At 70.3% G+C, this 26076-nt stretch carries 24 protein-coding genes and 1 tRNA gene; 11 read left to right on the top strand and 14 right to left on the bottom strand.

Features of this window, described 5'->3' with window-relative positions; translation table 11 throughout:
- Positions 1–647: 647 nt before the first annotated feature.
- Genes gor through glmU form a run of 3 tightly spaced genes read right to left on the bottom strand, consistent with a single transcriptional unit; the run spans position 648 to position 4091 of the window.
- Entirely contained in the window at positions 648–2030 is a 1383-nt protein-coding gene (gor, locus tag VEA98_RS14830) for a glutathione-disulfide reductase (protein ID WP_324816087.1), read from the bottom strand.
- A gap of 25 nt (positions 2031–2055) precedes the next feature.
- Entirely contained in the window at positions 2056–2742 is a 687-nt protein-coding gene (gene rpiA / locus VEA98_RS14825) for a ribose-5-phosphate isomerase RpiA (protein WP_324816084.1), read from the bottom strand.
- Entirely contained in the window at positions 2739–4091 is a 1353-nt protein-coding gene (glmU, locus tag VEA98_RS14820; RefSeq protein WP_324816081.1) for a bifunctional UDP-N-acetylglucosamine diphosphorylase/glucosamine-1-phosphate N-acetyltransferase GlmU, read from the bottom strand. The genes rpiA and glmU overlap by 4 nt, the downstream gene beginning before the upstream one ends.
- 65 nt (positions 4092–4156) lie before the next feature.
- On the opposite strand from glmU, the gene VEA98_RS14815 reads away from it, so the two are divergent.
- The 3 genes from VEA98_RS14815 to VEA98_RS14805 all read left to right on the top strand — a co-directional run bounded on the left by VEA98_RS14815 (position 4157) and on the right by VEA98_RS14805 (position 7222).
- Positions 4157–4843 (top strand): HAD-IA family hydrolase, encoded by a 687-nt coding sequence (locus tag VEA98_RS14815; protein ID WP_324816077.1) that lies wholly within the window; start codon positions 4157–4159, stop codon positions 4841–4843.
- Positions 4844–4919: 76 nt separating this feature from the next.
- Positions 4920–4994 (top strand) — tRNA-Val (locus VEA98_RS14810).
- 146 nt (positions 4995–5140) lie between these two features.
- Entirely contained in the window at positions 5141–7222 is a 2082-nt protein-coding gene (locus tag VEA98_RS14805; protein WP_324816074.1) for a TonB-dependent receptor plug domain-containing protein, read from the top strand.
- A gap of 1 nt (position 7223) precedes the next feature.
- Here VEA98_RS14805 and VEA98_RS14800 read toward each other — a convergent pair whose 3' ends face one another.
- Positions 7224–9197 (bottom strand): pre-peptidase C-terminal domain-containing protein, encoded by a 1974-nt coding sequence (locus VEA98_RS14800; RefSeq protein WP_324816071.1) that lies wholly within the window; start codon positions 9195–9197, stop codon positions 7224–7226.
- Positions 9198–9385: 188 nt separating this feature from the next.
- Here VEA98_RS14800 and VEA98_RS14795 point away from each other — a divergent pair, with 188 nt between their 5' ends.
- From VEA98_RS14795 to alr, 3 genes are all read left to right on the top strand, one after another.
- Positions 9386–11536, top strand: a complete 2151-nt coding sequence (locus VEA98_RS14795) for a DEAD/DEAH box helicase (RefSeq protein WP_324816069.1) — start codon at positions 9386–9388, stop codon at positions 11534–11536.
- 88 nt (positions 11537–11624) lie between these two features.
- The gene (locus VEA98_RS14790; protein ID WP_324816067.1) at positions 11625–12707 is read left to right on the top strand and encodes a sn-glycerol-3-phosphate ABC transporter ATP-binding protein UgpC; all 1083 of its coding nucleotides are present in this window, start codon (positions 11625–11627) and stop codon (positions 12705–12707) included.
- A gap of 55 nt (positions 12708–12762) precedes the next feature.
- A complete protein-coding gene (alr, locus tag VEA98_RS14785; protein WP_324816065.1) occupies positions 12763–13806 on the top strand; it encodes an alanine racemase in 1044 nt (347 codons plus the stop codon).
- Here alr and VEA98_RS14780 read toward each other — a convergent pair.
- A complete protein-coding gene (locus tag VEA98_RS14780) occupies positions 13794–14156 on the bottom strand; it encodes a hypothetical protein (protein WP_324816063.1) in 363 nt (120 codons plus the stop codon). The genes alr and VEA98_RS14780 overlap by 13 nt on opposite strands.
- A 45-nt stretch (positions 14157–14201) precedes the next feature.
- Between VEA98_RS14780 and radA the strand changes: the two genes are divergently transcribed.
- The 5 genes from radA to VEA98_RS14755 are packed head-to-tail and all read left to right on the top strand — an operon-like array spanning position 14202 to position 18874.
- Positions 14202–15566 (top strand): DNA repair protein RadA, encoded by a 1365-nt coding sequence (gene radA, locus VEA98_RS14775; protein ID WP_324816059.1) that lies wholly within the window; start codon positions 14202–14204, stop codon positions 15564–15566.
- Between the two features lie 28 nt (positions 15567–15594).
- Positions 15595–16188: a CvpA family protein gene (locus tag VEA98_RS14770; RefSeq protein ID WP_324816056.1), complete on the top strand. Its 594-nt coding sequence runs from the start codon at positions 15595–15597 to the stop codon at positions 16186–16188.
- 30 nt (positions 16189–16218) lie between these two features.
- Positions 16219–17724, top strand: coding sequence for an amidophosphoribosyltransferase (gene purF / locus VEA98_RS14765; RefSeq protein ID WP_324816054.1), 1506 nt, complete (start codon positions 16219–16221; stop codon positions 17722–17724).
- A 6-nt stretch (positions 17725–17730) separates the two neighbouring features.
- Complete coding sequence (locus tag VEA98_RS14760) at positions 17731–18075, top strand: VOC family protein (protein WP_324816051.1); 345 nt, start codon at positions 17731–17733, stop codon at positions 18073–18075.
- Between the two features lie 46 nt (positions 18076–18121).
- Positions 18122–18874, top strand: a complete 753-nt coding sequence (locus tag VEA98_RS14755) for an SDR family NAD(P)-dependent oxidoreductase (RefSeq protein ID WP_324816048.1) — start codon at positions 18122–18124, stop codon at positions 18872–18874.
- Positions 18875–18885: 11 nt separating this feature from the next.
- Here the strand turns inward: VEA98_RS14755 and der are convergent, their stop codons facing one another.
- The 9 genes from der to VEA98_RS14710 all read right to left on the bottom strand — a co-directional run bounded on the left by der (position 18886) and on the right by VEA98_RS14710 (position 26071).
- Positions 18886–20508: a ribosome biogenesis GTPase Der gene (der, locus tag VEA98_RS14750; protein WP_324816046.1), complete on the bottom strand. Its 1623-nt coding sequence runs from the start codon at positions 20506–20508 to the stop codon at positions 18886–18888.
- 33 nt (positions 20509–20541) lie between these two features.
- The gene (locus tag VEA98_RS14745; protein ID WP_324816043.1) at positions 20542–21966 is read right to left on the bottom strand and encodes a PQQ-like beta-propeller repeat protein; all 1425 of its coding nucleotides are present in this window, start codon (positions 21964–21966) and stop codon (positions 20542–20544) included.
- A 23-nt stretch (positions 21967–21989) separates the two neighbouring features.
- Entirely contained in the window at positions 21990–22751 is a 762-nt protein-coding gene (locus VEA98_RS14740; RefSeq protein ID WP_324816041.1) for a tetratricopeptide repeat protein, read from the bottom strand.
- A gap of 79 nt (positions 22752–22830) precedes the next feature.
- Entirely contained in the window at positions 22831–23667 is an 837-nt protein-coding gene (panB, locus tag VEA98_RS14735; RefSeq protein ID WP_324816037.1) for a 3-methyl-2-oxobutanoate hydroxymethyltransferase, read from the bottom strand.
- Positions 23668–23760: 93 nt separating this feature from the next.
- Positions 23761–24180 carry a hypothetical protein gene (locus VEA98_RS14730; RefSeq protein ID WP_324816035.1) on the bottom strand — a complete coding sequence of 140 codons (420 nt, stop codon included), beginning with the start codon at positions 24178–24180 and terminating at the stop codon, positions 23761–23763.
- Positions 24170–24730, bottom strand: coding sequence for an RNA polymerase sigma factor (locus tag VEA98_RS14725; protein WP_324816033.1), 561 nt, complete (start codon positions 24728–24730; stop codon positions 24170–24172). The genes VEA98_RS14730 and VEA98_RS14725 overlap by 11 nt, the downstream gene beginning before the upstream one ends.
- A 25-nt stretch (positions 24731–24755) precedes the next feature.
- Positions 24756–25157: a DUF6249 domain-containing protein gene (locus VEA98_RS14720; RefSeq protein ID WP_324816031.1), complete on the bottom strand. Its 402-nt coding sequence runs from the start codon at positions 25155–25157 to the stop codon at positions 24756–24758.
- 112 nt (positions 25158–25269) lie between these two features.
- Positions 25270–25569 (bottom strand): hypothetical protein, encoded by a 300-nt coding sequence (locus tag VEA98_RS14715; protein ID WP_324816029.1) that lies wholly within the window; start codon positions 25567–25569, stop codon positions 25270–25272.
- Entirely contained in the window at positions 25559–26071 is a 513-nt protein-coding gene (locus VEA98_RS14710; RefSeq protein ID WP_324816090.1) for an RNA polymerase sigma factor, read from the bottom strand. Before VEA98_RS14710 ends, VEA98_RS14715 begins: the two co-directional genes overlap by 11 nt.
- Positions 26072–26076: the final 5 nt, after the last annotated feature.

Here is a 26076-nt window from a genome sequence, read left to right as displayed (position 1 = left end):
CGTTGGAGCCTTGCCGGAAACACGCCGGCGGCCTTGCGGACGCCGGCGCGGGACGGACCTGCAGACCGCCGGTGGGCGGCCCAGGCGCTCCGCGCCTTCGGTGCGCGGCGAGCAAGCAGAGGCCATCCATCGACCTCCGCGAGGACCCCCGGAGTCTCCGCCCCCGGGCTTCATCGCTCGACCACAGCCCGCCGTCGTCGAGGAGCGTGGATCCGACGCCCTCCCCACCGACGGGATGGGTCAATTATGCGCTCGCCGGATGCCGTGCGCAGGAGAGGGGGTTTGGCAGCAGGTCATGTCGTTGATCCTGCTGGATATTGGCTCGCTGAACCCGACTATGGATTCCCGGATTGTCAGCACAGCGTCATGCCGGTCCGTCTCCTCCCTGTCGCGAAGCGATGGGGAGGGGGACCGCGAAGCGGTGGAGGGGTGGCGTCCAAAAGCACGACCTCTGAGTGATCGGCGGACCCCTCCACCATTCCGGCTGGTCGCCGGAATGGTCCCCCTCCCCCATTCGCAAGCAGCGAACGGGGAGGAGACGAGAAGCAGCGGCGCTCCTGACAGGTTCAGGCTCGCGCGCGCCGCCTTGTCCCGTGATGACGAAAGGAAAGGGAGGGTGCACCAACGCCCCTCCCCTTCTTCGCCCCCTACCCTGCGTTGGTGTTGGGGGACTGTTTTTCGCGGAGGGTGACGAGCTCCTCGGCCATGGTCGGGTGGACGGCGCAGGTGGCGTCCCACTGGGCCTTGGTCAGGCCGGCCTTCACGGCGATGGCGGCGAGCTGGATCATCTCGGGGGCCTCGGGACCGACGATGTGGACGCCGACGACCTTCTGGCTGGTCGCGTCGACGACCAGCTTCATCAGCACGCGCTCGTCGGAGCCGGTGAAGGCGTATTTCATCGGCCGGAAGCGGGTGATGTAGACATCGACCTCGCCGGGGCAGGAATGGCGCGCCTCGCTTTCGCTGAGGCCGACCACGCCGACCGGCGGCTGGCTGAACACGGCGGTGGCGACGGCCTCGTAGTCGAAGGCGGTGGGGTTGTTCCGGTAGACCGTCTCATGGAAGGCCACCGCCTCACGGATGGCGACCGGGGTCAGGTTCATGCGGTCCGTGACGTCGCCGATGGCCCAGATGTTGTCGGCGGAGGTCTTCGAGAAGGCGTCGACGCAGATGGCGCCGTCAGCGTCGATCTTCACCCCGGCGGCGTCAAGGCCCAGATCCTTGACGTGCGGGACGCGGCCGGTGGCGAACATGACCACATCGGTCTCGAGGCTCATGCCGTTGCCGAGGTGGTTGAGGATGCCCGTCTCCGTCTTCTCCAGCGAGGTGTGCTGGCAGCCGAGGATGACCTTGATGCCGCGCTTCTCGATCTCGCCGGCGAGGTGGGCGCGGACGTCGTCGTCGAAGCCGCGCAGGATGTTGGGACCGCGGTAGATCAGGGTGGTCTCGACGCCCAGACCCGCGAAGATGCCGGCGAACTCCACGGCGATGTAGCCGCCGCCGGCGATCAGGATGCGCTTCGGCAGCTCCGGCAGGTGGAAGGCCTCTTCGGAGGTGATGGCGTGTTCGATGCCGGGCAGGTTCTCCGGCTTCCAGGGCCGGCCGCCGGTGGCGACGAGGATGCGTTCGGCGGTGATCGTCTGGTCCTTGCCGACGATTTCGACGGTGTGGGCGTCCTTGAGCACGGCGCGGCCGTGGATCAGGTCGACGCCGGCCTTGCCGAGGTTGGCGGCGTAGATGCCGGACAGGCGGGCGATCTCGACGTCCTTGGCCTCGAGGAAGGTCGGCCAATCGAATTTCGTCCCTTCGAAGGACCAGCCGTAGCCCTCGGCGATCTCGAGCGCGTGGCTGACCTCGGAGGCCATGACCATGAATTTCTTGGGCACGCAGCCGCGGATGACGCAGGTGCCGCCGACGCGGAACTCCTCGGCGATGGCGACGCGCTTGCCGCCGAGGGCGGTGAGGCGGGCGGCGCGGACGCCGCCGGAACCGGCGCCGATGACGAAGAGGTCGTAGTCGTAGTCGGGCATGATCTGCTTTCGGAAACCGCGGAGGCTACGGAGTTAGGACGTCCACCCCGGAATCCAACCCGATGATCGCCTCGTCGGCCAGGTCGAGGAACAGACCGTGCTCGACCACGCCGGTGATGAGCTTGAGGTCGTCGGCGAGGCGGGCGGGGTCGTGGATGACGCCGCACCTGGCGTCGTAGATCAGGTTGCCGCCGTCGGTGCGGACGAGGCCGCGCTCCGCTGAACGGACGCGGGCCGGCATGGCGATCTCGTGGTCGATGAGGACGTCGGCGATGCGGTTGGCGGTGGTCTTGTGGCCGAAGGCGACGACCTCGATGGGCAGGGCGAAGGCGCCCAGGGTCTTCACCACCTTGGCGGCGTCAGCGATGACCAGGCAGCGGGCCGAGGCCTCCCAGACCAGTTTCTCGCGCAGCAGGGCCGCGCCGCCGCCCTTGATCAGGGCCAGGCCGGGGCCGACCTCGTCAGCGCCGTCGACGGTCAGGTCGATGCGGGGGCTGTCCTCGAGGGAGGACAGCGGCAGGCCGAGCTCGCGGGCCAGTTCGGCGGTGGCCTCGGAGGTGGGGACGCAGCGCAGGTCGGGCAGGTTGCGGGCGGCCAGCGCCTTGACGAACCAGGCGGCGGTGGAGCCGGTGCCGAGACCGACGGTCATGCCCGCCTCGACGCGGAGGGCGGCGGCTTCGCCGGCGAGACGTTTCTGGTCGTCAGCACTCATTTTTTCGCCGCCTTCTTGGCTCGCATGGTTTCCATGAAGCGCGCGGCCCAGCCGGGCTTGGCCGACTGCTGACCGCGAGCGAGGGCCAGATCGCCGGGGGCCACGTCGCTGGTGATCACCGAGCCGGAACCGACCATGGCGCCGGCGCCGATGACGACCGGCGCGACCAGCGAGCTGTTGGAGCCGACGAAGGCCCCCTCGCCCACCGTGGTGCGGTGTTTGAAGAAGCCGTCGTAGTTACAGAAAATGGTGCCGGCGCCGATGTTGGCCTTGGCGCCCACCTCGCCGTCGCCGAGATAGGCGAGGTGGTTGGCCTTGGCGCCGGCGGCCATGCGGACGTTCTTGACCTCGACGAAATTGCCGACCTTGACCTTCTCGCCGAGGTCCGCACCGGGGCGCAGGCGGGCGTAGGGCCCGACCTCGGCGCCGGCGGCGACGGTGGCACCCTCCACGTGGCTGAAGGCGCGGATGCGGGCGCCGGAGGCGATCTTCGCGCCGGGGCCGAACACGACATAGGGCTCGATCGTGGTCCCGCCGCCGACCTCGGTGTCGAAGGCGAAATGGACGGTGTCGGGGGCGGGCATGGTGACGCCGGCGGCCATCAGCTGCTCGCGCCTGTCGCGCTGGAACAGGGCTTCGGCGACGGCCAGTTCGGACTGGGAATTGACGCCCATGACGGCGTCCTCGGCGGCGAAGACGGCGCGGGTCGGGACGCCCTGGCGGCGGGCCAGCTCGACCACGTCGGTCAGATAGTATTCGCCCTTGGCGTTGTCGTTGCGGACCTCGCGCAGCAGGCCGAACAGCAGGCCGACGGGGGCGGCCATGACGCCGGAGTTGCAGGCGGTCAGGGCGAGGATTTCCGCGCTGGCCTCCTTGGCCTCGGTGATGGCCAGCAGCTGGTCGCCGTCCATGACGAGGCGGCCGTACGCCCCGGGGTCGCGCGCCTCGAAGCCGATGACGGTGACGCCGTCGTGCGCGGCGAAGACCGGCGCGATGTCGGCGGCGGTCAGCAGGGGCACGTCGCCGTAAGTGATGACCACCTGGCCGACGAAATCGCCCAGCACGGCCTCGGCGGCGCGGACGGCGTGGCCGGTGCCGAGCGGCGGGTCCTGCACGGCGATGGCGTCCTCGCCGAGGCGTCTGACGACGTGGTCGCGGACCTCGGGCGAATGGGCCCCGACGACGACGACGATGCGCTCGCAGCCGAGGGCCTCGGCGGCGTCGATGGCGTGGTCCAGCATGGCGCGGCCGCCGACCGGGTGCAGCACCTTGGGCAGCGGCGACTTCATCCGCGTGCCCTGGCCGGCGGCGAGGATGATGGCGGCGCGAGGATGGGGCGTGCTGGTCATGAATCGGTCCGGCGGTTAGGCGTCTGTGCGGTCTAGCCCATCGGGGCGGCCGGCGGGAGATGCGGATGCGCGACCTTGAGGGCTGGACCATCGCCTTCGACCTGGACGGGACGCTGGTCGAGACGGCGCCGGACCTGATCGGCACGCTGAACCGGATGCTGGCGGCGCGCGACATTCCGCGCATGCCGGTCGAGGCGGCGCAGCATCTGGTCGGCCACGGGGCGCTGGCGCTGCTGCGGCACGGTTTCCAGGAGGCGGGCGCGGCGTGGGACGAGGCGCAGGCCCCGGCCCTGCTGGAGGAATTCCTGGCGGACTACCTGGCCAACATCGCGGTGCACAGCCGGCCGTACGACGGCGTGGTGGAGACGCTGGAGCGGCTGGCGGCGCGCGGCGCGATCCTGTGCGTGGCGACGAACAAGCGGACGGACCTGTCGGTGGCGCTGATCGAAGCGCTGGGGCTGGGGCGGCATTTCGCCGTGGTCTGCGGCCCGGACCGGGTCTCGGCGAGGAAGCCCGACGGCGCGCACATCCGCGAGGCGGTGACCATGGCCGGCGGGGATCCGCGGCGGGCGATCATGGTCGGCGACGGCGCGCCGGACGTGCAGGCCGCGAAGCGCGCCGGCGCGCCCTGCGTGGTCGTCACCTTCGGCTACACCCCGATTCCGGCGGCGGAGTTGGGCGGCGACGTGCTGATCGACCATTTCGACGCGCTGGAGGCGGCGGTCGACCGGCTGGTCGCGGGCCGCATCTGACGTCTTGCCAGCGTGGGGCGAGCGGGCTATGTCCCCGCCCTCCCCGTCCGGCAGGCCGGTCCGGGGCCCGATCGATGGATGCGTAGCTCAGCGGGAGAGCACCTCGTTCACACCGAGGGGGTCACAGGTTCAATCCCTGTCGCATCCACCATTTCCCTCCTCTTCCATCGCCGCACAGACCGCATCCTGAAGGCCGGGGTCGGCGGAACATTGCCAAGATGTCACTCCGCATCCCGAACGGGGCGGCTAGGGTCGCGATCTGACGGCGCGACGGACGCGTCCGCGAGGGAGCGGCTGATGATGGGTCACGGAGGCAGGACGTTCGCATGGAAGGCCGGCCGGAGGGCCGCCCTGACCCTGGCTCTCGTCGCCGCGCCGCTGACAGCGCAGGCGCAGACCGCGCCCGCGGCCGCCTCCGCCGACGACCGCGTCTATGAGGCGGCCGAGTTCGCCCGGTTCGCGCCGCAGAACGCGCTGGACATGCTCAACCAGGTGCCGGGCTTCACCATCCGGCAGGCGACCGTCGAGCGCGGCTTCGGCCAGGCCACCGGCAACGTCCTGCTGAACGGGCAGAGGATTTCCAACAAGTCGGACGACATCCTCGCCCAGCTGCGGCGCATCCCGGCGGGCAATGTGGTGCGGATCGAGATCCGCGACGGCTCGACGCTGGGCATTCCCGGGCTGTCGGGACAGGTGGCGAACGTGGTGTCGCGCTCGACCCGGCTGCGCGGCCAATGGGCCTATCGGCCGGAGTTCCGCGCCCGCTTCACCGACCCGCTCGCGACCCGGTTCGAGACCTCGGTCAGCGGCGAGCACGGGCCGGTCCAGTTCACCTTCGGCCTGGAGAACCAGGCGAGCCACAGCGGCGCGGGCGGCGACACCCTGATCTACAACGGCGCGGGCGCGCTCATCGAGGAACGGCTGGACGTCTGGACCGGCGAGACCGAGCAGCCGAGGGTCAGCGCGCGCTTCGTCATCGACGGCCCGGGCGACGCGGTCGGCAATCTGAACATGGCCTACCGGGATCTGCGGTTCACCTATGACGAGGACGGCTTCCGCCGGGCGCCGGGGTTGCCGGACCGTGACCGCGACGCGCATGAACTGCAGGATGGCTGGGACTACGAGATCGGCGGCGACTACGAGTTCGGCTGGGGCCCCGGCAAGCTGAAGCTGATCGGCCTCGATCGGCTGAGCGCGTATGACTACGACTCGGCGGTGACGGTGGACTGGGCCGACGGACGGCCGCGCCAGGGCGACCGTTTCAACCAGGTCAGCGAGGAAGGCGAGCGTATCCTGCGCGGCGAATACAGCTGGAAGCAGGGGGCGGCCGACTGGCAGATCTCGGCCGAGGCGGCGTTCAACTCCCTGGAGAGCGAGACCCGCCTGTTCACCCTGCTGCCCTCCGGATCGGAGCAGGAGGTCCCGTTCGCCAACGGCTCGGCCCGGGTCGAGGAAACCCGCTACGAGGTGATCGGGAGCTATGGGCGGCCGGTCTCGGAGACGCTGTCGTTCCAGGCCAGCGCCGGCGCCGAGTTCTCGGAACTGACGCAGGTCGGCGCAGGCGGGCTGTCGCGGTCGTTCTGGCGGCCCAAGGGGCAACTGAGCGCGGTCTGGAGTCCCGAGCCGGAGACCAAGGTCAACCTGCGCCTGCAGCGGCGGGTCGGGCAGCTGAACTTCTCCGACTTCCTCGCGTCGGTGAACCTGAACTCGGGCACGCAGTTCTCGGGAAATCCGAACCTCGTGCCGCCGCAGAGCTGGGAGTTCGAGGCCGAGCTGGTCAAGACCCACGGCGCATGGGGCAACAGCACCCTGCGGCTGTACGGGGCGAGCATCGAGGACATCGTCGACATCGTGCCGATCGGGGCGACCGGGGAGTCGATCGGCAACCTGGACGAGGCGGTCCGCTACGGCGTCGAGTTCCGGGCCACGACCAACCTCGATCCGCTGGGCGTTCGGGGGATGAAGCTGGACAGCCGCTTCATCCTGCAGCGCAGCCAGGTCGAGGACCCGCTGACGGGGGAGGACCGCGAGATCAGCGGCAGCCTGAAACGGCTGGCCAGCCTGACCCTGCGCCACGACGTGCCGGAAACCGACTGGGCCTGGGGCGCGGCGCTGAGCCACCAGAGATCGGCCCAGACCTACCGGCTGACCGAGCTGTCGCGGCAGTTCGAGATGCCGATCTACGGCAGCGTGTTCATCGAGAACAAGGACGTGTTCGGCCTGACCGTGCGGGCCACCGCCGGCAACATCTTCGAGGGCGAGAGCTACCTGTTCCGCGAGGTCCATGCCGGGCGGCGCACCGAGCCTGTCGCCTTCTTCGAGCGCCGGGACCGGACCATCGGCCCGATCTTCAGCTTCGAAATCCGCGGCGAATTCTAGGTCAGCCGCCGGCGCCGGCGACCTCCAGCGTCGGCAGACGGACGATGACATCGTCCACCTGGACGCCGCCGCGGTCGATGACGAGGTTCTGGTAGTTGCGCTGGCCGTCCTGGGTGGTGGCCTGGACGTCCTCGACCTCGACGCGGAACTGGCGGCGCAGGTAGGTGGCGAGTTCGCCGGCGGTGACGAGGCGGTCGCCGTCGCTGTCCGCCTCGCCGGACATGCCGGTGCGCACGAAATGCGACAGGTAGCCGCCGGCCTGGAACTTGTCGGCCACGGCGCTGGTCAGGTCCTCCTCGGAACTGAACACGCCCATGACCCCGGGGCGGTCGACGACGTTGCGGGCGAAGCCCCCCGAGAAGCAGGCGTCGACGACCAGCAGGGCCAGCCGGGTGTCCAGCGAGGCGAACAGGCGGCCGAGCTCGGCGTCCGTCATCTCGCCGTCGGACAGCACCAGGGTCTCGGTCTTGCCGTCGGGCTCGAGGCCGGTGACGGGCGTCGGCTCCTGGCTGCCGTGGCCCGAGAAGAAGAACAGGAACATGTCGTCCGGCCCGGCCTGGGCGGCGACGCGGGCGAAGGCGGCGCGCACCCCCCCGACCGTCGCCTCGGCGTTGGTCAGGACGACGCTGGCGTCGTTCAGCGAGCCCTCGTCATGCAGAACCTCGGCCAGCTTGCGAGCGTCCTCGTCGGTGAAGGGCAGGTCGTTGATGCCCTCGGCGTAGTCGGACACGCCGACCATCAGGGCGAAGACGCGCGGCCCGCCAGGGACCACGGCCTGGCGCGGCGGTTCGCGGCCGGCCTCGACGCTGAAGCGGTAGCTGCCGGTTTCGCCGGGGCGGTACGAGGTCAGACGCACCCGGTATTCGCCGTCCTCGGGCAGGACGAGCTCCTGACGGCTGTTGGTGCCGTCCTCGCCGTCGTCATTGTCGAACTGCTCGCCGGAGGGCGTGATCAGCATGGTGTAGGCGTCGAAGGCGGAGGAGGTCAGATCGACGGCGACGCGCTGTCCGCGCCGGCCGGTGAAGCGATAGGTGTCGACGTATTCGCCGGAGTCCAGGGTGTCGTCGCCCCCGGCCAGGGCGCCCGAAACCACTTCGCCGATGGTCACCACGCCGCCCTCTGCCGAGCGTTCCGAGGGCGCCTCGGAGGGCGGCCGGGGCGCGGTCACGCCCGCGCCCTCGAGCACCGACAGGCGATAATCGCCGTTTTCCTTGGCCGCATAGCTGGTGGCGGAAATCTGATAGTCGCCATCGGCGGGAAGCGTCACCAGCAGCCGGCTGTCGCGCGAGTCGGCGACGCCGGCGTCGTCGTCGTTGTCGCTGGAGAAATCGCCCGGACCGCGGACCATCAGATAGGGATCGAAGTCGGTCGAGGTCAGGCGGATGTCGAGCTGCTGGCCGCGCCGTCCGCGCAGGGTCCAGGTGTCGATGAACTCGCCGGTCTCGAGCTGTTCGTCGCCGCCGGCCAGGCTGCCGGCGACCGGGCGGCCCACGGCGATCGAACCGGAGGCCTCGGCCGGCGCCGACTGAACGGATCCGCCGCCGGCCGCGGACAGGCTCAGACGATAGGCGCCGCTCTCGCCCGGCTCGTAGCTGGTGGCGCCGATCTCGACCTCGCCGGTCGCCGGGGCGGTGAAGCGGATGCGGCTGTCGCGCGAGCCGCGCGCCGCGGGGTCGTCGTCATTGTCCTCGCTCAGACCGCCGGGGCCCCGCACCAGGAGGTAGGGATCGAAGGCACTGGCCGAGAGGGCGACCTCGTAGGTCTCGCCGGCCCGGACCGGAAAGGTCCAGACGTCGTTGTATTCGCCGCTGTCGAGCGTCTCGTCGCCTCGCCGCAGCTCGCCCTGCACGGTCTGGCCTGGCCGAATGGACTGCGATCCGTCCTGGGCCGGGGCGGCGGGATGGGCAGGAAAGGCGGCTGCGGGCTGGACCAGCACGGTCAGCGCAGTCGTCGCGGCAAGCAGTGTCTTGAGCATGGCATCCCCCTGTTGCGTCGCAGCTTTACCGAACCGCGGTCGCTTGTCACCAGCGCCCGGCGCGTCGTCAGGAATGGGAAGGGCCGCGGTTCCGCCTTGATCGGCGGGCATAGGACCGCCCCTTCACCGGCCGCTCCTTCGCGGAGCGAGACTGGCGCGCGCCGCGTTGGCGCCTTACGGACCACCCCATGCCCTTCCCCGCCAGCCATCCCGCGCTCGACCGCGCGCTTTCCGCCCGTGGTTACGACGAGCCCACGCCGGTTCAGTCCGCCGTTCTGGACGCCGCCCTGAATGAAGACGGCTCCGGCCGCGACCTGCTGGTCAGCGCCCAGACCGGCTCGGGCAAGACCGTCGCCTTCGGACTGGCCCTGGCCCCGACGCTGCTGGGCGAGGCCGAGAAGTTCGCGGAGTATGGCGCGCCGGTGGCCCTGGTCATCGCGCCGACCCGCGAGCTGGCGCTGCAGGTGTCGAACGAACTGCAGTGGCTGTACGCCCAGACGGGCGCGCGGATCGTCTCCTGCGTCGGCGGCATGGACCCCAAGGTCGAGCGGCAAGCGCTGAACCGCGGCTGCCACATCGTGGTCGGAACGCCGGGCCGTCTGCGCGACCACGTCGAGCGCGGCGCGCTGGACCTCTCGACGCTGCAGGCGGTGGTGCTGGATGAAGCCGACGAGATGCTGGACATGGGCTTCCAGGAAGACCTGACCTTCATCCTCGACGCCGCCCCTGCCGAGCGCCGGACCCTGCTGTTCTCGGCGACGCTGGCGCGCGACATCGTGCAGCTGGCCCGGACCTACCAGAAGGATGCGCTGCGCATCGACACCGTGGTGGGCGCCGGGTCGCACGCCGATATCGAATACAAGGCCATCCGCGTGGCGCCGAACGAGGTCGAACTCGCGGTCGTCAACGTGCTGCGCTATTTCGAGGCCCCCGGCGCGCTGGTGTTCGCCAATACGCGCGAGCGGGTCAAGCACCTGACCTCGAGCCTGCGCGAGCGCGGCTTCTCGGTGGTCGGCCTGTCGGGAGAACTGACCCAGAGCCAGAGGTCGGAGGCGCTGCAGGCCCTTCGTGACGGGCATGCACGGGTGTGCGTGGCCACGGACGTGGCGGCGCGCGGTCTGGACCTGCCCGATCTGGGGCTGGTCATCCACGCCGAAATCCCGGTCAACAAGGCCGGGCTGCTGCACCGTTCGGGCCGCACGGGACGGGCCGGCAAGAAGGGCGTCTCGGTCCTGCTGGTCAGCTACACCCGCCGCCGCAAGGTCGAGCTGATGCTGCAGTCGGCCGCGATCAAGGCCGAATGGTCGGGCCCGCCGTCGGCGGAGATGATCCTCGAGAACGACCGCAACCGGATGCTGGCGGACCCGGTGCTGACCGCCCCCGTAGAGGACGAGGACATGCTGGCGCTGGGCAGGCAGCTTCTGGAGAAGAGCACGCCGGAGCAGATCGCGGCCGCCCTGATCCGGCTGTACCAGCAGAAGCTGCCGGCGCCGGAAGACGTCTATGACGACGAGCGGATGAAGCGGCAGCAGGCCAGCGGCAAGAACGACAAGGGCCAGCCGGACGTGCCCTATACGGACTTCGCCCGCGGCGGCGACATGGCCTGGTTCCGCATCAACATCGGCCGCGACAAGAACGCCGATCCGAAATGGCTGATGCCGACGATCTGCCGGCTCGGTCATGTGACCAAGCGGGACATCGGTTCGATCAAGATCTTCGAGCGCGAGACCAAGTTCGAGATCACCCAGGAGATGAAGGCCAAGTTCGAGGCCGCCATCGCCCAGGGGCTGGAGGACGGGGTGAAGATCGATCCGGCCGTGAAGCCGGGCCCGTCCGAGAAGCCGGTCAGCCGCTGGGACAAGAAGCCCGGCGCCGGCGGCGATCGCCCGGAGAAGAAGCCTTGGGCGAAACGCGAGGACGGCGACAAGCCGGCCTGGAAGCCGCGCGAGGATCGTCCGCAAGGCGAGAAGAAGCCGTGGGTGAAGCGCGAGGATGGCGACAAGCCGGCTTGGAAGGCCCGCGAGGACCGGCCCCAGGGCGAGAAGAAGCCGTGGGTGAAGCGCGACGACGCCGCTCCGGCCGCCGCCGAGGGCAAGAAGCCCTGGGTCAAGCGCACGCCCGACAGCCCGACGCCTCCCGGCAAGAAGCCGTGGGTCAAGAAGCCGGCGGCCGAAGGCAGGACGCCCTGGGCGCCGCGCTCGGACGCCGAGGCCGCTCCGGCCGCCGCCGGCGACAAGCCGTGGAAAGGCAAGCCCAAGGGCGGCGATCGTCCGTGGGCGCCGAAGGACGCGCGCGGCAAGCCGCCCGCCAAGCCCTACAAGGCCAAGGGGCCGCGGTAGCCGACCCTGCCCGGCCTTCCAGAGGATTGATCGCCGCCTGTAACCGTTTACGGTGAGCCCGAGGCAAGCAGCGGCGGGCAGGAAATCCATGGCGGACGTGCGGCTGACGGGCGTGACCAAGCGGTTCGGCGCGACCGAGGTGCTGAAGGGCGTCGACCTGGAGATCGCGGACGGCGAGTTCGTGGTCTTCGTCGGCCCGTCCGGCTGCGGAAAGTCGACCCTGCTGCGCACCATCGCCGGGCTGGAAGAGGCCGACGGCGGCGAGATCGCCATCGGCGGGCGGGCGGTCAATGACTTGTCCCCCTCAGACCGGGGTATCGCCATGGTGTTCCAGTCCTACGCCCTGTATCCGCACATGAACGTCTATGAAAACATGGCGTTCGGGCTGAAACTTGCGAAGGTGGACAAGGCCGAGGTCGACCGCCGGGTGCGCACAGCGGCCGAGACGCTGAACATCACCGACTATCTGGACCGCAAGCCCAAGGCCCTGTCCGGCGGCCAGCGGCAGCGGGTGGCCATCGGCCGGGCCATCGTGCGCGAGCCGCAGGTCTTCCTGTTCGACGAGCCGCTGTCCAACCTCGACGCCGCCCTGCGGGTGCGGATGCGCTACGAGTTCGCCGCCCTGCACGAGCGGCTGAAGACGACCATGATCTATGTCACCCACGACCAGGTCGAGGCGATGACGCTGGCCGACCGGATCGTGGTGCTGAACGGCGGCGTGATCGAGCAGGTCGGCGAGCCGATGGAACTGTACGAGCGGCCGCGCAACCTGTTCGTCGCCGAGTTCATCGGCAGCCCGAAGATGAACCTGCTGCCGGCGGAGATCGTCGCGGCCTCGGCCTTGGCCGCAACGGTGCGCACGGCGGCCGGCGAGAGCGTCACGGTGGACGTCGACGCCTCGCGCGCCAAGCCGGGAGACAAGGTCACACTGGGGGTGCGGCCGGAACATCTGGGCCTGTCGGGTCGGGGCGACGCCCTGGCCGCGAGCGTCACCTTTGTCGAGACGCTGGGCCACGCCACCTATGCCTATCTGACCGCGGGGGAGACGCCGCTGACGGTGCTGTTGCCGGGCGATGCGCGGCCCGGGGTCGGCGAGGCGCTGAAGCTGCGCGTGCCCGCGGGGCAGGCGCATCTGTTCGACCGCGACGGGCTCGCCTTTCCCCGCCTCTGACCCAGGCCGGGCATCTTCGTGTTGCGTCGCACAACGGGCTGGCGATAGATGCGGCATGCCCGTCCCCTCCCCGGCCTCGCTGACCGTCGACCTTGAGGCGCTCGCCGCCAACTACCGCACGCTGGAGCGGGTCGGCGGGGCGCCGGTGCATCCGGTGGTCAAGGCGGACGCCTACGGACTGGGGGCCGCGGCCTGCGCCGAGCGGCTGATGCGGGAGGGAGCGCGGACCTTCTTCGTGGCGCGGACGCGGGAGGGCGAACAGCTGCGTGCGGCGCTGGGGCCCGACCCCGCCATCTATGTGCTCGACGGGTGCCTGGCCGGACGGGCGGCGCGGCTGCGCCAGGCCGACCTGCGCCCGGTGGTGAACACCGAGGCCCAGCTGGCGGAGTGGCGCTCGGCGGGGGGCGGGCGCTGCGGACTGCAGATCGACACCGGCATGAACCGGCTGGGCTTCCGGCCGGAGGATGCGCCCGAACCGTTCGAGGGGCTCGATCTGGTGCTCAGCCACCTCGCCTGCGCCGACGAGCCGGCCGAGCCGATGAACGCGCGCCAGCGCGACGCCTTCGCGGCGGCGGCGGCGCGGTATCCGGACACGGTGCGGTCGTTCGCCAATTCGGGCGGGATCTTTCTCGGCCGGGACTACGGCTTCGACGCCTCGCGGCCGGGCATCTGCCTGTACGGCGGCGGGCCGGAGGGACGGCCGGACGCGCGGATCCGGCCGGTGGCGACCTTCGTCGCCGAGGTCCTGCAGGTGCGCGACGTGCCGGCGGGCGAGAGCGTGGGCTATTCGCGCGGCTTCGTCGCCGAGTCGCCGCGCCGGATCGCCACCGTGGCCGCGGGCTATGCGGATGGCGTGCTGCGCAGCTACAGCCCGGCCGGGCAGGCGTGGATCGACGGAGCGCTGCGGCCGATCGTCGGGCGGGTGTCGATGGACGTCTGCGCGGTCGATGTGACGGGGCTCGAGGTCGCGGTCGGGGCTCCGGTGGAACTGTTCGGGCCCAACCGCATGCTCGACGAGGCGGCCGCCGCGGCCGGTACGGTGGCGTGGGAGCTGCTGACCTGCGTCGGGGCCCGGGTGAACCGGCGCTACGTCGGCTGAGACCAGCCGCCGGACTGGGTCAGGGCCACGGCGAACACGGCGATCAGCAGCGGCATGGCGACGATGAACAGCGGCCGGGCGACGCCGGCCCAGCGGGCGGCGACCGCGTCGTTCAGGTCGGTGTAGCGGCCGCCCAGCAGCCAGCCGAGATAGCCGAACAGGTCCAGCGGATTGGACAAGGGGTCGGGGGCTTCGCCGGCCTTGCCCTCCGCCTTCAGGCGCTGCACCCGCGCCAGCAGGCGCCAGGCGCTGAGCCCGTAGGCCATGGCCACGAGCCATGTGACTCCGAACAGGATGAAGAAGGTGTTCTCGGACATCGGCCCCTGCGTCATTTCCGGTCGTAGGGTCATCGGAGCCCCCTGCCCCGCCCGCGCCGACTCCTGTAAGCCAACAGCATGGCTCGCGACGGTGCAATCTATGTTTGTCAGTCCTGCGGGGCGGTCCACGGCAAGTGGTCCGGCCAGTGCGGCGCGTGCGGCCAGTGGAACTCGATCGTCGAGGAGAGCCGGGCGGCCCCGCCCGGGGCGATGAAGCCGACGGCGAGCAGCCGCTCGCGCGGGGTTCAGTTCGAGACGCTGCAGTCCGACACGCCAGAGCCGCCGCGCATCGTCACCGGCGTGACCGAGTTCGACCGGGTTTGCGGCGGCGGCGTGGTGCCGGGCTCGGCCATCCTGCTGAGCGGCGACCCGGGCGTCGGCAAGTCGACCCTGCTGCTGGACGTGGCGGGGCGGGCGGCGATGTCGGGACGGCGGGTGGCCTATATCTCGGGCGAGGAGGCGGTCGAGCAGATCCGGGCGCGGGCGAAGCGGATGGGTTTGGAAAAGGCCCCGGTGGAGCTGGCCTCGGCGACGGCGCTGCGGGAAATCCTCGGCACGCTGAAACGCGAAAAGTTCGACATCGTCATCGTCGATTCGATCCAGACGCTGTGGTCGGACGCCCATGAGGCGGGCCCGGGGTCGGTGACCCAGGTGCGGGCCTGCGCCGGGGAGATGGTGCGGCTGGCCAAGTCGCAGGGCGTGGCCGTGGTGCTGGTCGGGCATGTGACCAAGGACGGACAGGTCGCCGGGCCGCGGGTGGTCGAGCACATGGTCGACGCGGTGCTGAGCTTCGAGGGCGAGCGGGGCTATCCGTTCCGCATCCTGAGGGCGGGCAAGAACCGCTTCGGGGCGACGGACGAGATCGGCGTGTTCGAGATGGGCGACGCCGGGTTGCGCGAAGTGGCCAATCCGTCGGCGCTGTTCCTCGGCGAGGGCAAGGACCGGGCGCCGGGGGCCGCGGTGTTCGCCGGCATCGAGGGCTCGCGGCCGGTGCTGGTCGAGGTGCAGGCGCTGGTCTCGAAGTCGGCCTATGGCACCCCGCGCCGGGCGGTGGTGGGCTGGGACACGGGTCGGCTGGCCATGGTGCTGGCGGTGCTGGAGGCGCGCTGCGGCTTCGGCTTCGGAGATCAGGACGTCTATCTGAACGTGGCCGGCGGGCTGCGCATCAACGAGCCCGCGGCCGATCTGGCGGCGGCGGCGGCGCTGGTCAGCTCGGCGACCGACATGCCCCTGCCGCAGGGCTGCGTGGTGTTCGGCGAGATCAGCCTGTCGGGCGAGATCCGCGCCGTCGGCCGGGCCGAGGCGCGGCTGAGAGAGGCGCAGAAGCTGGGCTTCGACCAGGCCCTTTCGCCCCCGCTGACGGTCAAGGACAAGGGGGTGAAGGTGACCTCGGTGAACCGGCTGACCGAAGCGGTCGAACGAATCTCGCAAAACCGCTACTGAGGACGCAACGTCCTCTCTTCGAGCCCAAATGACCGGTTTCGACGTCATCGCCATTCTGGTCATTCTCGCCTCGGCCGCCGCGGGCTGGGTGCGGGGCGGCACGCGCGAGATCATCACCCTGCTGAGCTTCGTGCTGGCGGCCTTCATCGCCCTGGTGGCGCTGCCGGTGACCGCGCCGATCGGCCGCGGGCTGGTCGATCCGGACTGGGCGGGAACGATCCTGGCGGCGGTCGCCTCGTTCCTGCTGATCTATTTCGGCATCCGCATCTTCGGCTCGGCCCTGTCGAAGCGGGCGCAGGCGCATCCGCATCTGGGCGGGGTCGACCGGTTCATCGGGGTCTTTGTGGGGGCCGCCCGGGCGCTGGTGCTGCTGGGGGCTATCCACCTGGTCATCGTCGCCGCCATGCCGGGCGAGAAGACCCCGCGCTGGCTGACCGAGGCGGCGCTGCGGCCCGTCACGGCCGGGGCCGCGAGGGCCATCCAGATCGTGCTGCCGGGCATCGGCCGGGGCGCCGACGCCCTGACGCCGGTGGTCACGTCGTCCGTGAGCAAGGGCCTTAAGGACGATGACGCCTTGCCCCCGACGCAATCAGAGCCTACCTCCCGGCCCGCCCCCCGCTAGTTGAATAACCCGGTCATCGGAGCCCCGACGATGTCCCATTCCATCGCCGAACCCGTCGTTCATCGCGAGCATTGGCGTGACGCCGATGACGATCAGCTGCGCCTCGAGTGCGGCGTCTGCGGCGTCTGGGGAGCGGAGCCGAACGCGGCGTCGTCGGTGGTGGCCCTGGGCCTGCACGCCCTGCAGCATCGCGGGCAGGAAGCCTGCGGCATCGCCAGCGTGCACGACGCCCGCTTCCACACCGAGCGGCACATGGGGCTGGTCGGCGAGGCCTTCGGCGGGGCGGACCTGTCGCAGCGGATGCCGGGCTCGGCCGCCATCGGCCACACGCGCTATTCGACCTCGGGCGGCTCGTTCCTGCGCAACATCCAGCCGATGTTCGCCGACCTTGACTCGGGCGGCATCGCCATCGCCCACAACGGCAACCTGACCAACTTCCTGTACCTGCGGAACCAGCTGGTCGGCGAAGGGGCGATCTTCCAGTCGACTTCGGACAGCGAGGTCATCCTCCACCTGATCGCGCGCAGCCGGAAGGCCAAGATCGTCGACCGCTTCATCGACGCCGTGGGCCGGATCGAGGGCGGCTACGCCCTGGTCTGCCAGACGCGGTCGAAGATGATCGGCGCGCGCGACCCGCTGGGCATTCGCCCGCTGGTGCTGGGGCGGCTGGGCGAGGCCTGGGTGCTGGCGTCCGAGACCTGTGCTCTGGACACCATCGGCGCGACGTTCGAGCGCGACGTCGAGCACGGCGAGATCGTGGTCATCGACAAGAACGGCCTGCAGTCGCTGAAGCCCTTCCCGACCCGCGCGGCCCGGCCCTGCCTGTTCGAATATGTCTATTTCTCGCGCCCCGACAGCATCGTGAACGGCAAGTCGGTCTATGAGGTGCGCAAGCGCATGGGCCGGCGACTGGCGCGCGAGCACGCGGTCGAGGCCGACGTCATCGTGCCGGTGCCGGACTCCGGCGTGCCGGCGGCGCTGGGCTACGCCCAGGAAAGCGGCATTCCCTACGAGATGGGCATCATCCGCAGCCACTATCTGGGCCGCACCTTCATCCAGCCCAGCCAGGGCGCACGGCAGAAGGGGGTGCGCATGAAGCACAGCCCGAACCGGTCGGTGATCGAGGGCAAGCGCGTCGTACTGATCGACGACTCGATCGTGCGCGGCACCACCTCGGTGAAACTGGTGCGGGCCGTGCGCGCGGCCGGGGCGAAGGAAGTGCACCTGCGCTCGGCCTCGCCGCCGATCCTGTGGCCGGACTTCTACGGCATCGACATGCCGGAGCGGGACCAGCTGATCGCCGCCAACAAGACGCTGGAGGAGATGCGGGCCCATCTGGAGGTCGATTCGCTCGGCTTCCTGTCGGTTGACGGCCTGTACGACGCCATGGAGGCCGGGCCCCGCGACCCGCGCCATCCGCAGTTCACGGACCACTATTTCACCGGCGAATACCCGACCCGGCTGCTCGACCGCGAGATCGAGGAGGGCGGACGCGAGGTGGCGGCGCGGCAACTTTCGCTGCTGGTCAGCGCTTAAGGCTGGATGATCCAGCTCGGCTACTTCACGATCGACACCCTGGACCTGGACAAGGCGCGCGCCTTCTATGGGGCCCTGTTCGGCTGGACCTTCGACGAGGCGTCGTCGGGCCCGGCCTATCTGCATGTGGCCAATAGCGATCCGGCCTTCGGCTTCACCAAGGTGGAGCGGGCCAAGGACTTCCCGCATCTGTATTTCCGCGTCGATGACGTGGCGGGGCTGTGCGAGCGGGTGACGGCGCTGGGCGGCAAGGCGGCCGTGCCGTCGGAGACGAAGTCCGGCGTCACCGCCGTGGTGGAGGACGACCAGGGCGTCAGCTTCAGCCTGTGGCAGCCTGCCGCCGGCTACTGAGCCGGTTTCGCTTTCGGCGGGCGGTGCGGCGCGCTATCAGGCCGCCATGTCCGAGCTTCCCCTGAAAGACCGCATCGCCCTCGTCGTCGGGGCCTCGCGCGGCATCGGCTACGAGAGCGCCCTGGCGCTGGCCAAGGCCGGCGCGCACGTCATCGCCACGGCGCGGACCCAGGGCGGGCTGGAGGAGCTGGACGACGCGATTTTCGCCGCCACCGGCCGGCACGCCACCCTGATCCCGTTCGATCTCGTCGACGGCGGGTCCATCGACCGGCTGGGCGGGGCCATCTTCGAGCGCTTCGGGCGGCTCGACATCTGGGTGCAGGCGGCCGCGACCATGGGCGCCGAGGGTCTGACGCCGGTCAGCCACGCCGACCCGCGCGGCTTCGCCAAGGTCGAGAAGACGAACTTCACCGCCGTTTATCGCCTGATCCGCTCGCTGGAGCCGCTGCTGAAGGCGTCGGACGCGGGGCGGGTGGTGTATGTGACGACCAGCGTCGCCAGCGCGCCCAAGGCCTTCTGGGGCGCCTATGCGGCGACCAAGGCGGGCGCCGAGGCGCTGATGAAATGCTGGGCCGACGAGATCGAGTCGATGCCGATCCGGGTCTCGATCGTCGATCCGGGCCGGATGCGGACCCAGCTGCGGGCGCAGGCCTATCCGGGGGAGGATCCCGAGACCGTGGCGCACCCGTCGGCCATCGGACCGCTGATGGTCGAGCTCGCACGCGGCGACGTGGAGCCGCCGCTGGAGGTCAGCTTCAAGGAATGGAGCCAGGGGCCGGGGGTGGCGGGGCTGGTCTAGGGAAGACCGACCTACTTCTTCGGCGCGTGCTTCTGGCCCGTGCGGACGCGGCCTGACCGCGACACCTGACGCGCCCCGCCGCGCGCGCCCTTCTGGACGGCGACCGAGGAGCCGGCCTTCTTGTTGGCGCTGGATTTCAGGCCCGAGAGCGGCTTGGTCTTGCCCTTGCCGGCCTTCTTCTGCTCCAGCGCCTTGCCGGGCAGGTTGGACAGGCGGTCCTCGCGTTCGGCCTTCTTGATCACCCGGCGCGGGGCGGTCTTCGCGTCGCCCTTGTAGCGTTCGGGTCCCGACTTGGAGCCGCCCGGAGCGTAGGGGTTCTCGCTGCCCGATTTGACGATCAGGCGGATCGGCGTGCCCGGCAGGTCGAACGACTCGCGTAGATTGTTGATCAGATAGCGCTTGTACTGCTCGGGCATGGCCTCGGCGCGGCTGGCCATCAGCACGAATGTGGGCGGCCGGGCCTTGGTCTGGGCCATGTATTTGGGCTTGATCCGCTTGCCGTCGACGGCGGGCGGCGGGTGCCTCTGGGTGGCCAGCGACAGCCAGGTGTTGAGGTCCTTGGTCTTGACCTTGACCGACCAGGTCGCGTGGGCCTGGAGCACGGCGGGCATCAGGCGCTCGACGCCGCGTCCGCTGTGCGACGACAGGGCGACGAAGGGCGAGCCCTTCAGCTGGGGCAGCTTGTCCTCGGCCATCTGCTGCAGCTTGGCGAGGCGGGCCTGGGGCTCGGTCTCGAGGTCCCATTTGGCGGCGACATAGACCAGCGCCCTGCCCTCGCGCTCGACCAGGTCGGCCAGCTGCAGGTCCTGGGTGTCGAAGGCGTCGTCCTTGTCCATGACCAGAACGACCACCTCGGCGAAGGTGATGGCGCGGATGGTGTCGGCGACCGACAGCTTCTCCAGCTTCTCCTGCACCCGGGCCTTGCGGCGCATGCCGGCGGTGTCGACCAGCCGGATGTTGTGGCCTTCGTACTGCCAGTCGACCGAGATGGAGTCGCGGGTGATGCCGGCCTCGGGACCGGTCAGCATGCGGTCCTCGCCGATCAGGCGGTTGATCAGGGTCGACTTGCCGGCGTTGGGGCGGCCGATGATGGCGATGCGGATCGGCTTGTCGGGCTCGTCGACCTCTTCGATGAAGATGTCGGCGCTGGCGGTGGAGACAGCCCCATAGAGGTCGGCCATGCCCTCGCCGTGCTCGGCCGAGATGGCGACGGGTTCGCCGAAGCCGAGGGCGTAGGCCTCACCGATGCCGCCGCCGCTCTCGCGGCTCTCGGACTTGTTGGCCAGCAGGATGACCGGCTTGTGCTGGTGGCGCAGGCGCTCGGCGAAGATGCGGTCGAGGGCGGTGACCCCCTCGCGCGCGTCCATCATGAACAGGATCAGGTCGGCGTCTTCCAGCGCGGCCTCGGTCTGCTCGCGCATGCGGGCTTCGAGGCTTTCGTCGGTGACGTCCTCATAGCCGGCGGTGTCGATCAGCGTCAGGTCGATGTCGCCGATGTTCCCATCCGCATAGCGCCGGTCGCGGGTCACGCCCGGCCGGTCGTCGACCAGCGCGAGGCGCTTGCCGACGAGGCGGTTGAACAGTGTCGACTTGCCCACGTTGGGGCGGCCGACGATGGCGACTTTGAGAGCCATGTCGGCCTTCTAACGCAGATTGGGGCCCGCGGGTCAGCGAATGCTGATCAGCTGGCCGCGGTCGGTGAGCACATACAGGGCGCCGTTGTAGGCGGCCGGCGCGATGAAGGCGGGGCCGCCCAGCTTCAGCGAGGCGGTCTGGGCCCCGGTCTTGGGATCGAGGGCGACCAGGTCGCCATCCGAATTGACCAGGACCAGCCGGTTCGAGGCCAGCAGCGGACCTGACCAGGTCGGTCGCACCGTGCGGTCGAAGAAGCCGAGGAAGCCGCCTTCCTGACGGGCGCGGCCCTCGTTGAGATCGCGGGTCCAGTAGACCTGGCCCGACTCACGGTTGACCACGGTCAGTTCGCCGCTCTTGGAGACCACATAGACGACGTCGCCCGCCGGCAGCGGAGCGTTGACGCCGGCGATCGGCAGGTCCCATTTCGGCTGGCCGGTGCGCAGGTCGACCGCCGACATGAGGCCGGAGTGGCCGATGGCGTAGACGACGCCGCGGCTGACCACCGGACGGCCGGCGATGTCACGGATTTCCGACAGGGCGCTGGTCCGGCTGGTGCGCGAAAGGACCTGCTGCCACACCGGCTGGCCGGTGGAGGCGCGCAGGGCGACCAGTTCGCCGGACGAGAACGGGGCGATGACGGTGTCGCCGGTCACGGCCGGGCTGGAGGCGCGCATGATGCGGGCCGGCTCGGGAATGCCCCGATAGCTCCACGACTGCTGGCCGGTGTTGATGTCGAAGGCGAAGATCTGGTTCTCGACGTCGACGACATAGACCCGGGACCCGGCGACGGTCGGCGCGCCGTGGATCGGCACGTCCACCGGCGTGGTCCAGAGCACGGCGCCGGTCGCCTGATCGACGGCGGTGACCGTCCGGTAGCCGGAGGCGATGAAGACCTTGCCGCCGCCGACGGCGACGCCGCCGCCGAAGCCGCCGCCGGTCGAGCTGCCGCCGAACGGATTCAGGTCGAACAGGCTGCGGCGGAATTCCTTCTCGTCCGGCTTGACGCTGACCTTCCAGACGACCGCGCCGCTGGCGGAGTCGACGGCGGTGACCGTGGCCTCTCCGTCCATCACGAAGACGCGGCCGTTGTCGGCCACGACCGGGGCCATGACCTGGCGGGTGTCCGAGGAGCCCGCGCCGATGTCGCGCCGCCAGGCGACGGCGAAGTCGGGAGCCGCGGTGACGTGTTCGACGGCGTTCTCGGCGTTGCCGCCCGGCTGGGTCCAGGCGATGGCGGGCTGCGGTCCCGGCAGGAAGAAGTCGCGGCCCGACAGGGCGGCGGAGGGCGTCAGCTGCTGTTCGAAATCGAGCACCGAGATGCGCTGGCCCGCGGCCGCCGTGGCCTGGGGCGCGTCCCGGCCGCCGAGGCCGAACGGCAGGACCTTGCGGACCGTACCGCAGGAGGCGACGGTGGCGGCGAGGCCGCACAGCAGGGCGACTTTGAGCACGCGGTTCATGGCGGACGTCCTGAAAGCGGGGTTCACGGGCGGGCCGGAGCGGCCGGAGCGGGTTGGCCGCGCGGCGGCTGCGCGGCGGCGGCGCGGGCGGCGGCCTCCACCTGAGCCATGGCCGCGGTCGTGGGCGGGAGGTTCGCCGCCATGCCCGAGTCGATGATGGCGATCGCCAGGTCGGCGCGCTGGCTGAGCTCGCGCGGGGTGTCGAGACTGTTCTTGAGCACGACCAGCGTCGAGCGGGCCTCGGCGGCCTTGCCGTGCTGCAGCTGGGCCATGGCCAGCGATTCCCGGGCGAAGGCGCGGAGGGGGCGATCTTCTTGCATCAGGGGCTCGAGCCGGGCCTGGATGTCCTCAAGGGTGGCGGTGTTCATCAGCAGCAGGGCGGCCTTCCAGCGCGCCGCATCCGCCAGCAGCGGGTCGCGGGACGCCCCCGCGGCCTCCTCCAGCAGCTCCACAGCCTCGGGAATGCGATTGGCCTGGGCGGCGATGCCGGCGCGATGCTGCAGGGCCAGCGACTTGTAGGCGGCGTTGCCCTCTTTGGCGGCCTGGACGAAGGCGGCGTCGGCGCCGACGGGGTTGTTCGATTCGAGCGACTCCAGACCGCGCTGATAGGCGATCGAGGCCTTGTCGGCCTTGGAGGTTTCCATCTTCTGCCAGCCCCACCAGGCCAGGGCGGCGATCAGCGCCACCAGAAGCACGCCGCCGACGACCGGCAGCCATGTGCGGGCCAGCCGCTTGTATCGATCGGAGCGAAGCTCCTCCTCGACCTGATCGAAGACATCAACCACGGTAGCGTCGCCCCAAAAGTCGCAGAAAATCCAACCGGCCGGACCCTAGAGGCTCACTCACCGCACCGCAACGCGGCCGTTACGGCGAAACCGGCTTTTTCGAGAAGTAGGTCTCGACTTCGGCAGGAAAACGGCGGGACTTGACGTCCCCCGCATAGGCGGCGACCGCGCGGTCGATCTCGGACCGGAGGTCGGCGTAGCGGCGGACGAATTTCGGCGTCCAGTCGAACAGGCCCAGCATGTCCGGGGTGACGAGGATCTGACCGTCGCAGGCGGCCGAGGCGCCGATGCCGATGGTGGGCTTGTCGACCGCCTCGGTGATGTCGCGGGCCAGCCCTTCGGCGACCCCCTCGATGACGATGGCGAAGGCCCCGGCGTCGGCGGTGGCCTCGGCCTCGGACATGACCCGCAGACGTTCCTCGTCGGTACGGCCCTTGGCCTTGAAGGCGCCGTCGGTGAGCACCGCCTGGGGACGCAGGCCGACGTGGCCCATCACCGGAATGCCGCGCTGGACCAGATAGGCGATGGTCTCCGCGACCGTGGGCCCGCTTTCCAGCTTCACCCCCTGGGCGCCGGTCTCCTTCATGACGCGGGCGCAGTTCTCGTAGGCCTGCTCCTTGCCGCCCTCGTAGGAGCCGAAGGGCATGTCGATGACGACCATGGCCCGTTTCGAGCCGCGCATCACCGCCTGGCCGTGCAGGATCATCATCTCGAGGGTGACGCCGACGGTGTTGGGCATGCCGTGGACCACCATGCCGACGCTGTCGCCGACCAGCAGCAGGTCGCAATGGTCGTCCAGCAGCGCCGCCGTCGGCGCGTCATAAGCGGTCAGGCAGACGATGGGTTCGCCGCCCTTGCGGGCGCGGATGTCAGGCGCCGCGATGCGGCGGACGGCTTCCTGCTTGTGGCTGGACATGGGCGGGCCTCCGGTGCGGAAGCCGACAACATAGGGGCGCCCGCCCCCGACGTCATCCCAGGCTTGATCGGGGATGACGGCCGCAGGGCGGGATCAGACTTCCTGGGACAGCTTCATCACCCCGGCCGCGGCGACGACGATCAGGGCCCCGGCGGCGATCCAGAACAGCTGCATGCCGCCCATCGAGCCCAGCTCGAGATTGGCGAGGCCGGCCTGGTCGAGCAGGGACTGGATCGTGTCCTGGACGCTCAGCGAGGCGGACTGGATGCCCTGGCCCAGCGCGTCGCCGGCCACGACGCCGTCGCGGGCGCCGAGGTCGAGGTCGACCCGCATCGTCTCGCGGACGGCCACGGCGCCGCCGACCAGACCGGCCAGCGACAGGGCGAGGAAGCGGACGCGGGAGCCCTTCTGCAGCCGCTGCTCGACCTGGGCGGTGAACAGGGGCGCGTCAGGCAGGACGGGCGTACGCGCGAACAGACGCTCCACGAAGGGATCGAACTCGTCAGCCGACATGCTGCGTTCTCCCCAGGGTTTGAGCGGGTTCCGGCTGGAGCCGCGCGCGGAGTTTATCCAGACCACGTTTGACATGAGACTTCACCGTGCCGAGTGGCAAATTCAGGGCGGAGGCGATCTCGGGATGCGCCATGCCCGCTCCGTGACAGAGAGAGACACAGAGACGTTCGGGTTCGCTGAGGGCCTTCAAGGCTTCGTCGAGGTCCATCAGGCCCGCCTGATCGGCGACGGGCCCGACATCTTCCCGTTCGACTTCAGCGATATAGCGGGCTTCCTTGGCGACCCGCTTGATGTAGAGGCGCGCGGCGATGCGCTTGACCCAGGCCGCGAAGGTGCCCTCGCCGCGGAATTCGCCGCAGCGCTGGAACGCCTGGATGAAGGCGTCCTGGGCGATGTCGTCGGCGAGCGAGGGCTGGGCCCCCATGCGCCGAAGAAGGGCGCGCACCGCCGAACCGTGGCGGCGCACGAGCTCTCCGAACTCCCGCCGCCCGCCCGCCGCCGCAAGGGCGGCGAGCTCGACGTCGTGCCGGTCGACCAAGGCCTGGGTCATGATAGATCCCCCTCTCCGCCCGGCCCTATTCCTTGTTCGGGTTGAAGAAGCTGAGGACGATGAAGGCTAGGCCGACGGTGAACGGGATGGCGGCGATGCCGAGCAGACCGCTGCCGATCTCGTGCCAGTCGTTGCCGTTGTCCCAGCCCATGTCGCTGAAGAAGCTGAAGGCGGCGATGCCGATGCCCACGGCCATCCAGATGACGCCGCGGCGCAGGTCGCGGGTCCGGGAGGGCAGTTTGCTGGCCACGTCGCGGGTCATGGCGTCGATCAGTTCGGGCGGCAGTTCCTGACCCTTGTCGATGGCATGGCGGACCGTGGCCTGGATTTCACGCTTCTCGCGCGATTTCAGGTAGCTCGGGCCGAAGACGATGGCGGTGATCGCGCTGAAGACAATGGCGACGATCAGAATGGGCGTCATATCCATTTGGGTATCCCCTCTTTCTCGAAACCGGAGCCTGATGCTTCGGCCTTCTGACGACAAGAGGCGATGGGGGCGCCGTACGGATGCGGCCGGCCAGGTGAAACTTTCGTAAGGCTCAGGCGGCGCTGAAACGGCGCGTCAGCCACACGGCCGCCGCGACCCCGGTTCCGGCAAGCGCCAGCGGCATGGCCAGCGGGACGGCGGCGGCGGCGAGGCCGCCGAAAACCGGCGCGAGCGCGGCGTCGAGCGCCCACAGCAGGAGCGCGGCGACGCCGCTCCAGGGCAGCAGCGCCAGCGCCGTCAGCCACGCCCGGCGCTTCGCCACCCGGCGCGCGATCTCGACCTCGAAGGCGTAATCCCGCGCCGGCGGCCGGTCCGCCGCGAACAGCGCCTCCAGCTTCTGGTCAGGCGTCATCGGGACCTCCAAGGGCGCTGAGCAGGCGCGCCCGTCCACGCGCGATATGGGACTTCACCGTCCCCGGCGGCAAGCCCAGAGCGGCGGCCGCTTCGGCGTGGGACCAGTCCTCCGCCAGACAGAGGGCCACGCAGGCCCGCGCCTCCGGCGACAGGCCTGCCATGGCGGCCGCGAGCGCGGCCCGGTCGCGCGGATGAACCCCGGCCGGAACCTCGACGGTTTCCAGCCACAGGGCGTCGCGCGCCGCGGCCCGGCGCCGGGAGCGGATGCGGTCCTGCGCCTTGCGCCAGGCGATGCCGCACAGCCAGGTCAGCACGGCCTCCGGCTTCTTCAGCGAGCGCAGGGAGGACCAGGCCGTCAGAAAGGCGTCCTGGGCGACGTCGTCGGCTTCGGCCCGGTCGCCGCCGAGCACCCGCCGCAGGAAGCCGCGCACGGCGCCCTGATGGCGCTGCACGAGCCGCCCGAAGGCCGCGTCCGAGCCCGCCGCCGCCCGGGCGACCAGGGCCG

This window comes from Brevundimonas sp. (assembly GCF_035627055.1).
Taxonomy (GTDB): domain Bacteria; phylum Pseudomonadota; class Alphaproteobacteria; order Caulobacterales; family Caulobacteraceae; genus Brevundimonas.
Note: the sequence above shows the minus strand (reverse complement) of the source record. Positions and strands in the feature narration are given on the sequence as shown.